We start from the raw sequence: 13,465 nt of genomic DNA on the forward strand, positions 1-13,465 counted from the left end.
CCCTGCCGATCGTGTTTTACTACGATTGTATGTCCATCGACAAAGTGGTATACCTTATTTTCCATTCATATTTGGAATTTTTAACACTTGTCCTTTTTGTAGTTTCATGCTCGTTAAATGATTCCATTCTTTAATGAGGTCCATTCCTTTTTCATTTCCGTAATATTTCATCGCAATGCTATATAACGTTTCATTTTCTTGTACGGTATGATAAATAAAAGATGATTCTGTTTCATTCGATTCTTGTTCCTCTTCTTTTGCTTCGTTTTCAAGCGGTTTTTGTTGTGGCTTATGCCCTTTTTGTTGATCGACATCAATAGTCTCATAGCTTTCATCATCAATCGTCACGACTTGGACGGGACGCTTCTCAACTAAGTGATATATGCTGTAAATGGAAATCGGCAATAAAACGAAAAAGAGCGCAAGAATGCGAACGAGTGGATGTTTAACTTTCCATTTCGTTTTTTTCTTTTTATGCACTTCGCTGCGCGGTGGCAACTGAAGCTCATCTTCTTGTTGCTCACTTATATTCTCCATTTTTTTACGTAAATTTTCTGCTTGATCTTCACGCATCGTTTGTCACCTCCTTTGTACGATACCGGATGTGTAACGCTAAAATAAAATCAATGAGAAAGTGGGCAAAAATCGTGACCCATAAATTGCTTGTCCATTCATAGATAAGTCCAATCCAAAAGCTTAAACTAACGACAGCCAGAAGAAGGAGCCATTTTCGCCAATAACGAATATGCAATAGAGAGAAAATGATGCTTGCGAAAAATAGGCCGACATGCGTCTGAATGACACCACGAAACAATAGCTCTTCACAAAATGCAATGACCATAGTCATGATAAAAATGTGCGGTACCGAACGTGAACGAAATAATTTTTCATTGATTCCACCATCATCATACCATTGTTCAGGTGCATACTGAATAAGTAAAAAATCTACAAAAAGAACGAGCGCCGCACAACCGCTACCGTACAATAGTATTTCCCGTATATCCCACTGCCACATCGAAAAGAAGGTCGCAGGCGTAAATAAAAATACACTTAAAATGAGCGCAATAAGAAAAATAAGCGCTTGTGTTACATATAGATGATAAACGATTTCTTCATCGTTCATTTGACTAGCTATCTCCATTTGTTTTTTAATCATTTGTCCTCACCTTTATTGCAAACATGGAACAGAGCTCTTCCTGCCACGGGCGCAAATGTATTTGTTGAATATGTTTTACAGGAGCGTTTACGTATATATCAGCGCCACACCGGTCACAACAACGCTCATTCAGAAGTGGTTGTTGCTCAAAATATGAAAGCATCGTACGCCGACGACAAGTTTGTTCGTTTATCCATCGTTGCATAAATACCCATTTTTTTATTTTTTCTTGTTTTCTTTGTTCTATATGGGCGTATAGTTGATTAGCTAAAGTGTGTATATCTTCTTGCATATTCATTTGTTCTAGCCAATACAATAAAAGACGTTGTTGCACGTCTGTTAACCCCATTTCCTTCCGCCCATGGCGTAGAGCGTCCAATGCATAGACAATTTGTTCTTTTGTTGGAAATTCCATATCGATCATCAATTGTCCCATTTGTTCATCGCCTGAGGCATACAATAATATGGCAATACTTTCGTTTCCATCGCGCCCAGCGCGCCCAACTTCTTGCCAATATGCTTCTGGTTGTGTCGGCAAGTGAAAATGGATAACAAAGCGAACGTTCGGTTTATCAACACCCATTCCAAACGCATTTGTACAACAAATGACGTCTAACTGATCATAAACGAACTGTTGTTGAATAAGAAGTCGCTGTTCACCATCCATCCCTCCATGATAATAGCTTACGCGATGATCCTCACGAAGCACTTCTGCTAATGTTTCTGCCCATTGTCGACTAGCTACATACACAATTCCCGGTTTAGGTAACGTGGCGACAAGCTGTTTTAACGCCTTGATTTTTTCTTCTACCGTTTGAACATATTGCACGTATAAACAAATATTTGGGCGATCGAGCGGGTATATATGTTGCTTCACGTCGTCGAGTTTAAGCGTCGTTACAATATCAGCGATAACTTGACGTGTAGCTGTAGCCGTTAACGCTAAACATGGCGGATTGCCGAGCGTTTGGCGAAGAAGACCGAGCTTTAAAAAGTCAGGGCGAAAATCATGTCCCCATTGTGAAATACAATGTGCTTCATCTACGACAAACAACGAAATGTTTATGCGTGTTAACGCTTCGATAAGTAAAGGGGATTGTAAAATTTCAGGCGAAGCATAAATAAAACGATACGATGCTAACTCACGCAACACATCTCGTTTTTCGCGATAAGACAGAAAACGATTGAGCGCTACAACACGTTTTTCACCACGATTTCTAAGCTGCTGTACTTGATCTTCCATAAGCGAAATGAGTGGGGAAGTAATTAACACACTGCCGTTTAATATATAACCCGGGAGCTGATAACAAAGCGACTTTCCACCACCGGTCGGAAGCATAGCAACACAATTTCGTCCATTCAGCACATCTTCAATAATTTCTCTTTGCCCCATGCGAAACGAATCGTAACCAAATCGTTCCTTTAATATGTTAAGCATCTTCCCCCTCCCACCTTGCCAACGCAAGCCGAATTTCAAAATAAGAAACGTCTTGTAACACTTCTTTTATCGCCCGTAATTTTTTCGTTTGTAATTTTTGTGCTTGTTGAATAATGCGCTCGCGTTTATTCTCCTCTAAAAACGGCGTCGTCACAAACGTTGGAATATATGTAGCGATTTCGACAATATGATCTTCAATCGTTCCTTTTTTCAATCCACGCAACTCGACAATTTGTTCAAGTGAATATCCTTCCTTTAGCAATTCCCATGTTTTTTGAGCGGAATTCGTTAATTGGACACGTTTCTGTTCCCGCAGTGAAAAAAGAAGCGGAAATTTTTCCTTTTCTTTTTCCGTCATGTCAAGCATAAAATGAAGAACATTTTGAAACGATAACAAAACCGCCACATCTTCTTCCTTTATGGCATAGGCAATTTGTTCGTTCGTCCATCCGATACGCTCATGACTTGTCAACCGCCAAACGAAAATATTAGCATCTTTTTCCTCTACACAACGAAGTAGCTCGTACATTTCTTCATATAATAAACGAGCGAGCGCTTGTATATGTTTGTGTTGCAACAACCATCGCTTCACAAACGATTGAATGTGTTCATCGCGATGTACAGGCTCAAATGATGTACGATGAATGATATTTGCAATCGTTTGAATAAGTAAAGACAACCTTTTCCAAAACAAAGAAGATTCATTCATATACTTCCATCCATCAATGTAAGGAGGAAGGATAAAGCGCCGAAGTTTCTCTTTTCCACTTGCGGTTGTGCAATATATGTGTTCGTCCACTTGGGAAATCAGTCCATCCATCTCTAATGCTCGTGTGACGTCAAATAAACGAGTACGGTCAATTGGTACCGTCCCAAATAGACGACTAACATCATACCATTTACTATCTTGTAACGTTTGTGCTGTTTTTTTGCCATTCAGTAAATGATCGATCGCAGCGAGCGACCGTTCTCCCCGAAATCGGTCGATACAAAATAAAACGATGTGTTGTAACATGCGACATTCACTCCATTTTCCCTTTCATTTTACCAGATTAAGCGAAGCAATGTGAGGGAAAACTGTGTACTGATAAGCATTTTCATTGGAGTTTTTTATTGAAAAGTTACCGCAACACATTTATTATAAAAGTGTGAGGAATACGTTTCCAACGTTTCATATGAAACGATTGGTTCCATATAATTAAGGAGGGTCATTGTATGCCGAAGTACACGATTGTTGACAAAGAAACATGTATTGCCTGTGGTGCATGTGGAGCAGCTGCACCTGATATTTACGATTACGATGATGAAGGTATCGCTTACGTGACATTAGACGACAACCAAGGCATTGTCGAAGTACCAGACGTATTAATTGACGATATGATGGATGCGTTTGAAGGCTGTCCAACAGACTCGATCAAAGTCGCGGACGAGCCATTTGATGGCGATCCAAACAAATTTGAATAAAAACGTCTAAGGGCAAACTTCACGTGAAGCTTGCCCTTTTCTTTCGTTCAGTCATTGTCACCGCTTGTCCAATCGACTATAATAAAAAAGTATACATAACAAAAAGGAGGAATTTGGCATGGCGTTTGAAAACAAAATTGTTGAAGCATTTATTGAAATTCCAACAGGTAGCCAAAACAAATATGAATATGACAAAGAGCGCGGCATATTTAAACTTGATCGCGTCTTATATTCGCCAATGTTTTATCCTGCAGAATATGGCTATTTAGAAAATACACTTGCATTAGATGGCGACCCGCTCGATATTTTAGTTATCGTGACAAATCCGACATTCCCTGGCTGCGTTATTGAAACGCGTGTCCTTGGCTACTTAAACATGGTAGACGGTGGCGAAGAAGATGCAAAATTAATCGGTGTACCTGTTGACGATCCTCGCTTTGCTGATGTGCGTAGCCTTGAAGATCTTCCACAACATAAATTAAAAGAAATCGCTCATTTCTTTGAACGTTATAAAGACTTAGAAGGAAAGAAAACAGAAATCGGTACGTGGGAAGGCCCAGAAGCGGCTGCAAAACTCATTGACGAATGCATCGCTCGTTACAATGAACAAAAATAAATACATTCCGTGTTTTAAGCTGGCTTTTGTCCAGCTTTTTGTCTTTTTTCCGAACATTCATATATAAAAACGCTTTCATTTGTATGACCTTTCCGAAAGTTATTGACACGTGCATACGGGTATGTTAAATTATCAGAAATTTAAAAACTTATTAATTGAAAGGAGCGAATGTTTGTGATTCGCATTTTAGTAGCTGATGCAATGAGCGAAGAAGGACTTGCCCCACTTCTTGCTGATCCAACGATCGAAGTCGTGCAAAAAAAGGTAAGCGAGGTGGAGGGCGAACTTGATCAGTTCGATGCGCTGCTCGTCCGTAGCGCGACAAAAGTGACTGAACAATTACTGCAAAAAATGACGAATTTAAAAATTGTAGGACGCGCTGGCGTCGGGGTGGACAATATTGATGTCGATGCAGCTACACGATACGGTGTCGTCGTCATTAACGCTCCAAACGGCAATACAATTTCGACAGCGGAACATACATTTGCGATGATGGCTTCATTAGTGCGCCGTATTCCACAAGCGCACATTTCAGTCAAATCACGTGAATGGAATCGTTCCGCTTTCGTCGGTGTCGAGTTATTCGGAAAACATTTAGGTATTATTGGATTTGGTCGCATCGGTTCTGAAGTAGCAAAGCGTGCGCGCGCATTCGGTATGCACGTTCACGTATACGATCCATTTTTAACGAAAGCGCGAGCAGAAAAAATCGGTGTCGATGTTTGTACACTTGATGAGTTGCTTGCACAAGCGGATATCATTACTGTACATACGCCGCTAACAAAAGAAACGAAAGGGCTTCTCGGTCCAAAAAACTTGGCAAAAACGAAAAAAGGGGTATATTTAATTAACTGCGCCCGCGGTGGAATCATCGACGAACAAGCACTTATTCCGTTTTTAGAAAACGGACATGTGGCAGGCGTTGCGCTCGATGTATTTGAACAAGAGCCGCCGGGAGACCATCCGCTTCTCTCTTTTGATAACGTCGTTGTCACTCCACATCTTGGGGCATCGACAGTCGAAGCACAAGTGAACGTAGCGACACAAGTAGCTGAGGAAGTATTAAAGTTTTTACAAGGAAAACCGGTCACATCGTCGATTAACTTGCCGACACTTTCAAAAGATGTATATGAAAAAATTCAAGCATTTTATACATTAGCTCGAAAAATGGGAATCCTCGCCTCCCAATATATGAGCGAACCCGTCCAAGAAATTGCGATTACGTATTCAGGCTCTGTTGCCGACTTAGAAACGACATTTATTACACGTAGCTTGCTTGCTGGATTTTTAAAGCCTCGCGTCGCTTCAACGGTCAATGAAGTAAATGCAGCAATGATCGCAAAAGAGCGCGGCATCGCCTTTAGTGAAAAATTTTCAGCAAATGGAAACGACTACAACAACACCATTACATTAACGGTATATGGTGAAAATAAAACGTTTACGATGAAAGGCACGCATATCGCTCACTATGGTGATCGGATCGTTCATTTCAACGGTTTTGCAATCGATTTTGCTCCAGAAGGACATTTGTTGTATATTCAACATCATGATAAACCGGGAATGATCGGAAAAGTCGGAAACATTTTAGGTGCCCATCAAGTAAACATCGCAACGATGCAAGTTGGCCGTCAAGAAGTAGGCGGAAAGGCGATTATGATGCTTTCGCTCGATAAACCGCTTGATGATGCGCTTGTTGAAACGCTTGAGCAAATTAGCGATATTGATGCTGTGAAAAAGTTGGAAGTATAAAAGGTTCAGCCTCTTGGCTGAACCTTTTTTATCCAAGTGGAACCGCTTTTCGTTCCCCTTTCGAAAATGTCATAATTTCGGTGTAACCGACTGTTTTGGCCAAAGCAATCGCTTTGTCATAATCGGCACCGACATCTTGTGGCACATGCGCATCGGACGACAACACGATCGGAACGCCCTTGTCGTAGCACATTTGTAATAAGCGAGGATCAGGATACAGTTCACCGACCGGTTTACGCAATCCTGCTGTACTAATTTCTACGCATGTTTTCGAGTTGGCTAGTGCCGTCGTGGCACGATCGTACTGTTCTAACAAAAATTCCTCATCTTCTGGCACGTATTTAAAAATTTTCACTAAATCTAAATGACCGATAATGTCAAATAAGTTCGACTCAGCTAACGTGACAACTTGATCGAAATATTTTCGATATGTATCGTATATATCACGACGATCCCACTCTTTCCGAAACTCAGCTAAATCAATGCCAAAATCATCAACCCAATGAATCGAGCCGATGACATAATCGAAATCGTAAGCGCGAATGAATTGTGCCATTTCTTCATGTTTGCCTGGCGTGTAGTCCATTTCAATCGACATTTTCACATCAATTCCAGCATCCCACGCTTCGTGAAACAAACGAACGTAATCGGCCATATCATAGTAGCGACGCTCTTCAATCCACGGATTCGACAAAATGTTTTTCGTCTGATAAAAATGATACGCATGTTCGGAAATACCGAAATGTTCAATTCCTTTCCGTGCAGCTTCATCCGTAAATTGCTTTAAATAATCGAGCGTTAACGTGCCGCGCTCTAAATGATTATGGTAATCTGTTAACATTGCTTTCTCCCCCTCTCTCGTATTGTTTTTCATTATATAGCACAACGTTCTCTTTTTCTAGTTGTTTAATCCAACAAGAAACAATAAATGAATGCATGCAGCCATCCCAACAACAACGAGCACTCGTTTCATCATATCTTCCATCGTTTATTCCCCCCGTTCACCAATGACCATATATGTTGTATGCGAAAAAATGAACGGTTAGAACGATAAAACATGACATTTTACAATTCATTTACAATCGGATAAAAAAGCGTTCCAGCAAGTGACTGCAATAACGGCTCTTGCTTTTGATGATAACTTACAAGCACACATGTCGCTGGGCCAGCAGAAGCATGTGACGGAAGGGAACAACGAAGTGGGCGTTCCCCATGCATAAGCTTCCACTCATGCGATATCCCTTTTGAACCAACTGGGATTATTTCATACACTCCATCTACCTGCAGCAACATGCGAAATAAAGAAAGCGGAATGATTCGATCTTTCTTATGTATGACCGCTTCACCAACGAGTGGTTCTCCGATGACAGCCCAACGTGCATCCATTGGTGTAATATTTATTCTCTTTTCCTCTTTCCTTACCGTTCCGACAGCAACAACTCCAACAGCTGATTGCATAAGCGGCATGTTTGATTCGCTACTTCCTGTTATAGGAAGCGACAACTGTAACTCCACCATCGTTTGTTGGATGCCTGCGACAAGTTTATCCCATGATCCATCATCGACAAAGTTTTGTAGTACAAAAGCTTTTGGCGTTGCTCCAATGCTCATCAGTTCCATAAGCGAAACGCGAGCTCCATAGTAACTAACAACATCATATGGCGCTTGAACAACATCATATTGCTTTAAGCCAATTCCACCTGAACAGTCAGCGGCAAAAACGAGCTCATGTTGTTCATCAAATGGCACACATAATACGTCACGCATGCTGCTTCCCCCACGCGCGTTGCAACGCTTTCGACACGACAACAGCAATTGCTAAATTGACGCCCGTAGCTAATGCAAGAGACGGAATGATAGAAAGTACAAACGCCGGGCTCATGATCCATGCAAAAGGTAACGGTGCAAGTAGTGCATTACCGATAAAAAAACATACATAACTAAAAATGAACCATCCTCGTCTTATCAACAAACCGACAATGTATAAAAGAGCGGCCATTTCAATAGCCACAAGTATATGAAATGGACCAAGCGGAAATCCGCCAAATAAAGCAGATACAACATGTCCAACACTTGCCACAACCGCAGCAGCTGTTGGCCCGAGAAAAACAGCTGCTACAACCGCAGGTGCGCTATCGAGCGCAATACTTCCGATTGTAAATGGGATTTTGATAAGCGAACCAATGACGGATAGACTAATAAACATAACAAGCAACGTGAAACGCCTCATTCCAATTCACCTTCTTTTTCATTTTTATCACGAAACACAATGGCGCTTCGTTCATATTCTACATCTTTTACTTGCAAGCGAGCGTTGACGACGCGCGCAACGGCAAATAAATAGTCTGATAAACGATTCATATATTGTAAAACGACTTCATTCGTTTGTTGTTGCTTCATTAACGCTACAACATAACGTTCTGCTCTTCGTGTCACCGTCCGTGCCATATGTAACGCAGCAGCTTGTGGAGACCCCCCTGGCAAAATAAACCGTTCAAGCGGCGGTGCTTGCTGAATATATACATCGATACGTTCCTCTAAAAACGCGACCATATCGGGCTTTACTTTGTATGGCATTTTCTCGCCAACGATGGCTAAATCGCCGCCACAATCAAACAATTCATGTTGAATGCGCTGTAATTCTTGATAAATATCGCGAAACCGTTCATCTTGTAATAATGTCATCGCCCAACCGATGACCGAATTTGCTTCGTCAATCGTTCCATACGCCTCGACACGCACATGATTTTTATCGACTCTCCCACCAACTAAACTTGTTTGCCCTTGATCTCCTGTTTTTGTGTACAATTTCATATGAACCACCCCTATTTTATTTGTTCATTTATCCCACACCATACGTAATCAACACGGCTGCATATGCGCGCCAATTGTTGATACGACCAACCGACCGCATCTCGCCACGCTCGTTCATGTGCCTCAATCGGGACGATCCCTTGTCCGATATCGCAGCCAATCCAAACGACCGTCCGTTCTTTCTCTTTTTCCCATTGCTCCCATGCATTCATATACGACATCATCGCTTTTTTTTGCTCATCTGTGTAAGGAAGAAACCTTTCGCGAATCCATTGTTCTATTCCTTCTAGCACAACAACAGATGCCGTTTTTTCATCATGGGGAGGCGGAAGTGGTCGTTCATATGCGCAATGCCAAATATGCGGGGTATGCGTGAGTGAATAATATGCGTTTACCCATTTTCGCTTTCCTTGAAACGCACCGCCGCTAACGAAATGCATCGTTTTCTCTCCTTCCAACGTTCTCTCGTATTGTAAAGTGTTACTCCTTCACCAAAAGGGACGTGCCACTCCCAAAACGGACGTGTTTTAGGAGCGTACTGCGACAATAAGTAACGTATGACTCCCCCATGCGTCACAACGACAGTATGAGAAGCCGAGCGGCTAATGAGATCATCGATCGCTCGTTCGATACGCCCTTGAAAATGGCGAAACGATTCGCCATTTGGTGGTGAATGGTGAATGGGATCATCTATCCATCGCCGATATGACTCGACCGTCTGTAACTCGGCGTACGTTTTTCCTTCAAAATCGCCAAAATGGAGTTCACGCCAACGATAGGAACATTCAATGACGTGATTTGGAAACAAAACATACGCCGTTTGCCGACAACGAAGCAAGTCGCTTGTAATCACGACATCGGCATGTAGCGAGTGCGACACATTCGGCTTTTTCACAATCGGTACATTCGTCCATCCGATATATCGTTTCTCCTCATTTTCCTTCGTTACAAAATGGCGAATGCATGTAATAGCCACATGACGAACCATAAAAACGTTTCGCTCCCTTCAATAAACGCTCCTAACACATCGCCAGTTACTCCACCAAACTGTTTTACGACAAACGCTTTCGCTATCACATAAAACAACATAAGCGCCAAAAACAAAACGAGCGTCTCACGCGATAAGAAAGCAATAAGCCCATACATAACAATAATCGGCACATATCGGTGATCGACATATTGGCGAAATGCAGCCGCCATACCCGTTTGTTTCGCAAGCGGCGCAGTCAATAAAAGCAACGCCATCCCGAGACGCGAAAGGAGCGGAAGGCAAAAAAGAGAAAATAGCGAGAAATGTGCGATCGTTTCAAACATAAAAATGAAACGAAAGCCGAGCAAAAAGAAAAGCGAGAGCACCGCAAACGACCCGACGCGCGGATCGCTCATAATTTCGAGACGTCGTTGTTGATCGCGATACGAAAAATATGCATCGCTACAATCCATCCAGCCGTCCGCGTGCAATCCTCCTGAAAGAAAGATAGAGGAAAATAATAATAAAAACGACAAAACAAGCGAAGAAATGTGATCGGACAGTACCACATGTATGGCAACAAGAAAAAGTCCGATGATTGCACCGACGAGCGGAAACGACAACACAGCTATGCGACCTGTTCGTTCATTCCAGTCCACTTGCATTCGTAGCGGGAGAACAGTTAAAAACTGTACCGCTAATATGATTCCGCGCCACATGGCCATCTTCCTTTCTTCACAATGGGCAAGCCGTAACGCATCAAAATGGCTACATCGCTACACGCAACAATCTGTTGATGCAATAAACCGAGACCGTGCATATACGTATACGTTCCTCGCTCATGCGGCACACCATCGCAAAATAGTTCGTTGCTCACAACAATGAGCGCTTTCACTTTTTCGCCTAATTGTTTTATTTGCTGGGCGATGCGCGGCACTTTTACATGTACGTTCCATTCGTCATCGCGAAATAACTCATTTGCCCATAAATTCGTTAAACAATCAAGTAAAACAACATCACACCCACCAAACATCGGCATGATACAATCGAGATCATACGGTTGTTCCCACGTTTGCCAGCCGTCATGTTTCCGTTGTGCTTGGTGGTGAGCAATGCGCGCTTCCATTTCTTCGTCTGTCCGCAGCGCCGTGGCAATATAATGAAGGGAATCAGTCGGTTCGGCGATCATTTTCGCGCATCGTTCTGCGAATGAAGACTTTCCGCTACGCACCCCTCCGCTAATAAATACAATCATTGCTTCCACCTTCTTAAATAAAAGAGGAGGTGATCGTTTTCCTCTTTCGTTCGAACCGCAAAACGGACATATTTTCCGTCCAGCCCTCGAAAATTAAACGTATGCCGCGCGACAATACCATGTTGTAAAAGAAAAGGAAAAAGCGTGATCGTTTCGTCGTATAACATATAAAAATTGACGACAGACGGTGAATATTTGTAGCCAAGTTCATTCAATTGTTCAAATACTCGTTTTCGCTCCGATGCAATGTACACTTTCGTTCGCTCCACAAATGCATCGTCTTTTAATAATTGTTTCGCTATTTGTTGAGCAATCGTATTGACGCTCCACGGTGGCTGTTTTTTCATTAACTTTTTTACGACGTGTTCGTGTGCGAGCACATAGCCGAGCCGTACACCTGCCAGTCGATACATTTTCGTTAACGACCGCAACACAATTAAACGATCAAACGTACGTAAAAAAGAAGAAACGGAATAACCGTCAATCCAGAAGTCATAAAATGCTTCGTCAACGACAACATATACTCCTTCATCATGCGCCGCATTTAACAACGTATGCATCGTTTCTTCTGACCATGCGGTACCGGTCGGATTGTTCGGATGACAAACAAATAGTGCGTGTAAAGACGGCAAGTTCGCAACCATTTGGTCTAGCGGTGGTTGCCAATGTTCATCTAACATAAACGAGTGAACGGTACAACCGTAAGCTTCACATGCCTGACGATATTCTGAAAACGTTGGCTCAATGATGCCAATACGTTTTCCTGCAAATTGTTCAGCAAGCAAATAAATGCATTCTGCAGCACCATTGCCGACAAATACGTTGGAGCGCGTTACATGTTCTCGTTCGGCAATGATTGCTCGAAGCGTTTCGCTTCGCTCTTCAGGGTATACGCTCATCCAGCGAACCCATTGTTGTTCGGTTGGCATATATTCGTCTGGAAGCGGGAACGGATTCACATTTACGCTAAAATCGATATACGAACTCGGCATATCCATGTGCATCGCTTCGTATAAACGACGCGGATTAGCCCCATGTGCAGGCAACTGCAAGCAAACTCCCCCCGATCGTAAAAGCTATTGTTGTACGTCTCATTATCGCCACCGCTTGCTTAATATGCTCACATTTCAACGGAACGGATGCATCGCCAATCGTTGGACGAACGGATATGACCCCGTTGTATGTATTCACCCCTCCGAGTTGAACACCTAATAGGGCAGCCATCGCTGCCTCGCACCATCCGCTATTTGGGCTTGGATGGTTGCGAGCATCGCGAAATAATAGTTTCCACATGCGTATGTTTGCGCGATGAATAAGCAACATCACACACGCTGTCAGTCGCGCAGGAACGTAATTGAACGCGTCGTCTAAACGGGCTGAAGCCCAGCCAAATTGGGCATACCGTTCATTTTTATATCCGAGCATCGAATCGCACGTATTTACCGCCCGATACAACATGGCTAACGCTCCCCCGCCAAGAAAAGCATAAAAAAGGGGCGCCGTTACTCCATCGCTCGTATTTTCCGCTACCGTTTCCACACATGCACGCACAATTCCATCTTCTTGTAACTTCTCTGTGTCACGTCCAACGATCATCGCCACGTTTTTTCTCGCTTCATCGATGTTGTCTCTTTTTAGCGGATCAAGTACATCGTATGCGGCTTTTGCTAATGATGTTGGCGCAATCGAAGTAAAAATGATAATCGCTTCAACGAAAACCCCCACTATAAGAGAAAGTCGATATGCGCTTGCAATCAATGCATAACTCATTACAAATGTGAACGTACAGACGACAAAAAGGGTGAACACTCCTTTTCCTTTTCGCCATCTTCCTTTATTAAAACGACGATCCATATACGCAATCATTTGCCCAATCCAACAAACCGGATGGAAGCGGCGGGGATCGGCGAGCAGACGATCAAGCAAAAGTGCCAGCCATACCGCCCATATATGCGTCATCAACTTTCACGAAACTTACGCAAGGAAGCCCCTGCCTTTAGGCA

The 13,465-nt window shown here is 42.7% G+C and carries 17 protein-coding genes; 3 read left to right on the forward strand and 14 right to left on the reverse strand.

Going from position 1 to position 13,465, the window contains the following annotated elements; genetic code table 11:
- Nucleotides 1–54 precede the first annotated feature (54 nt).
- The 4 genes from NST18_RS08665 to NST18_RS08680 are packed head-to-tail and all read right to left on the reverse strand — an operon-like array spanning nucleotide 55 to nucleotide 3,609.
- A complete protein-coding gene (locus NST18_RS08665) occupies nucleotides 55–573 on the reverse strand; it encodes a LysM peptidoglycan-binding domain-containing protein (RefSeq protein WP_004889790.1) in 519 nt (172 codons plus the stop codon).
- Nucleotides 566–1,156 carry a CPBP family intramembrane glutamic endopeptidase gene (locus NST18_RS08670; RefSeq protein ID WP_004889789.1) on the reverse strand — a complete coding sequence of 197 codons (591 nt, stop codon included), beginning with the start codon at nucleotides 1,154–1,156 and terminating at the stop codon, nucleotides 566–568. The genes NST18_RS08665 and NST18_RS08670 overlap by 8 nt, the downstream gene beginning before the upstream one ends.
- Entirely contained in the window at nucleotides 1,149–2,594 is a 1,446-nt protein-coding gene (locus NST18_RS08675) for a RecQ family ATP-dependent DNA helicase (protein ID WP_004889787.1), read from the reverse strand. Before NST18_RS08675 ends, NST18_RS08670 begins: the two co-directional genes overlap by 8 nt.
- On the reverse strand, nucleotides 2,587–3,609 hold the full coding sequence (locus tag NST18_RS08680) for a helix-turn-helix domain-containing protein (protein WP_004889786.1): 1,023 nt from the start codon (nucleotides 3,607–3,609) through the stop codon (nucleotides 2,587–2,589). The genes NST18_RS08675 and NST18_RS08680 overlap by 8 nt, the downstream gene beginning before the upstream one ends.
- Nucleotides 3,610–3,809: 200 nt before the next feature.
- Between NST18_RS08680 and NST18_RS08685 the strand changes: the two genes are divergently transcribed.
- The 3 genes from NST18_RS08685 (at nucleotide 3,810) to serA (ending at nucleotide 6,423) form a co-directional block, all read left to right on the forward strand.
- Nucleotides 3,810–4,058, forward strand: coding sequence for a ferredoxin (locus tag NST18_RS08685; RefSeq protein ID WP_003394452.1), 249 nt, complete (start codon nucleotides 3,810–3,812; stop codon nucleotides 4,056–4,058).
- A gap of 118 nt (nucleotides 4,059–4,176) precedes the next feature.
- On the forward strand, nucleotides 4,177–4,674 hold the full coding sequence (locus NST18_RS08690) for an inorganic diphosphatase (RefSeq protein WP_004889784.1): 498 nt from the start codon (nucleotides 4,177–4,179) through the stop codon (nucleotides 4,672–4,674).
- Nucleotides 4,675–4,848: 174 nt separating this feature from the next.
- Nucleotides 4,849–6,423 (forward strand): phosphoglycerate dehydrogenase, encoded by a 1,575-nt coding sequence (gene serA, locus NST18_RS08695; protein ID WP_004889782.1) that lies wholly within the window; start codon nucleotides 4,849–4,851, stop codon nucleotides 6,421–6,423.
- A 28-nt stretch (nucleotides 6,424–6,451) separates the two neighbouring features.
- Here serA and NST18_RS08700 read toward each other — a convergent pair whose 3' ends face one another.
- The 10 genes from NST18_RS08700 to cbiB form a co-directional block, all read right to left on the reverse strand.
- Nucleotides 6,452–7,264: a histidinol-phosphatase gene (locus NST18_RS08700; RefSeq protein WP_064214473.1), complete on the reverse strand. Its 813-nt coding sequence runs from the start codon at nucleotides 7,262–7,264 to the stop codon at nucleotides 6,452–6,454.
- A 224-nt stretch (nucleotides 7,265–7,488) separates the two neighbouring features.
- Nucleotides 7,489–8,190: a hypothetical protein gene (locus NST18_RS08705; RefSeq protein WP_004889780.1), complete on the reverse strand. Its 702-nt coding sequence runs from the start codon at nucleotides 8,188–8,190 to the stop codon at nucleotides 7,489–7,491.
- Nucleotides 8,183–8,653, reverse strand: a complete 471-nt coding sequence (locus NST18_RS08710; RefSeq protein WP_004889779.1) for an ECF transporter S component — start codon at nucleotides 8,651–8,653, stop codon at nucleotides 8,183–8,185. The genes NST18_RS08705 and NST18_RS08710 overlap by 8 nt, the downstream gene beginning before the upstream one ends.
- The gene (locus NST18_RS08715) at nucleotides 8,650–9,237 is read right to left on the reverse strand and encodes a cob(I)yrinic acid a,c-diamide adenosyltransferase (protein WP_004889777.1); all 588 of its coding nucleotides are present in this window, start codon (nucleotides 9,235–9,237) and stop codon (nucleotides 8,650–8,652) included. The genes NST18_RS08710 and NST18_RS08715 overlap by 4 nt, the downstream gene beginning before the upstream one ends.
- Before the next feature lie 11 nt (nucleotides 9,238–9,248).
- The gene (locus NST18_RS08720) at nucleotides 9,249–9,677 is read right to left on the reverse strand and encodes a bifunctional adenosylcobinamide kinase/adenosylcobinamide-phosphate guanylyltransferase (protein ID WP_004889775.1); all 429 of its coding nucleotides are present in this window, start codon (nucleotides 9,675–9,677) and stop codon (nucleotides 9,249–9,251) included.
- On the reverse strand, nucleotides 9,629–10,225 hold the full coding sequence (locus NST18_RS08725; RefSeq protein WP_064214474.1) for a histidine phosphatase family protein: 597 nt from the start codon (nucleotides 10,223–10,225) through the stop codon (nucleotides 9,629–9,631). The genes NST18_RS08720 and NST18_RS08725 overlap by 49 nt, the downstream gene beginning before the upstream one ends.
- Nucleotides 10,183–10,932 (reverse strand): adenosylcobinamide-GDP ribazoletransferase, encoded by a 750-nt coding sequence (locus tag NST18_RS08730; RefSeq protein ID WP_064214475.1) that lies wholly within the window; start codon nucleotides 10,930–10,932, stop codon nucleotides 10,183–10,185. The genes NST18_RS08725 and NST18_RS08730 overlap by 43 nt, the downstream gene beginning before the upstream one ends.
- Nucleotides 10,905–11,462: a bifunctional adenosylcobinamide kinase/adenosylcobinamide-phosphate guanylyltransferase gene (locus tag NST18_RS08735; protein WP_004889770.1), complete on the reverse strand. Its 558-nt coding sequence runs from the start codon at nucleotides 11,460–11,462 to the stop codon at nucleotides 10,905–10,907. The genes NST18_RS08730 and NST18_RS08735 overlap by 28 nt, the downstream gene beginning before the upstream one ends.
- Nucleotides 11,459–12,514 carry a threonine-phosphate decarboxylase CobD gene (cobD, locus tag NST18_RS08740; protein WP_035018574.1) on the reverse strand — a complete coding sequence of 352 codons (1,056 nt, stop codon included), beginning with the start codon at nucleotides 12,512–12,514 and terminating at the stop codon, nucleotides 11,459–11,461. Before cobD ends, NST18_RS08735 begins: the two co-directional genes overlap by 4 nt.
- Nucleotides 12,489–13,421 carry an adenosylcobinamide-phosphate synthase CbiB gene (gene cbiB / locus NST18_RS08745; protein ID WP_004889768.1) on the reverse strand — a complete coding sequence of 311 codons (933 nt, stop codon included), beginning with the start codon at nucleotides 13,419–13,421 and terminating at the stop codon, nucleotides 12,489–12,491. Before cbiB ends, cobD begins: the two co-directional genes overlap by 26 nt.
- Nucleotides 13,422–13,465 lie beyond the last annotated feature (44 nt).

Source organism: Anoxybacillus sp. FSL W8-0104, assembly GCF_038004465.1.
GTDB classification, from domain to species: Bacteria; Bacillota; Bacilli; order Bacillales; family Anoxybacillaceae; genus Anoxybacillus; species Anoxybacillus flavithermus_G.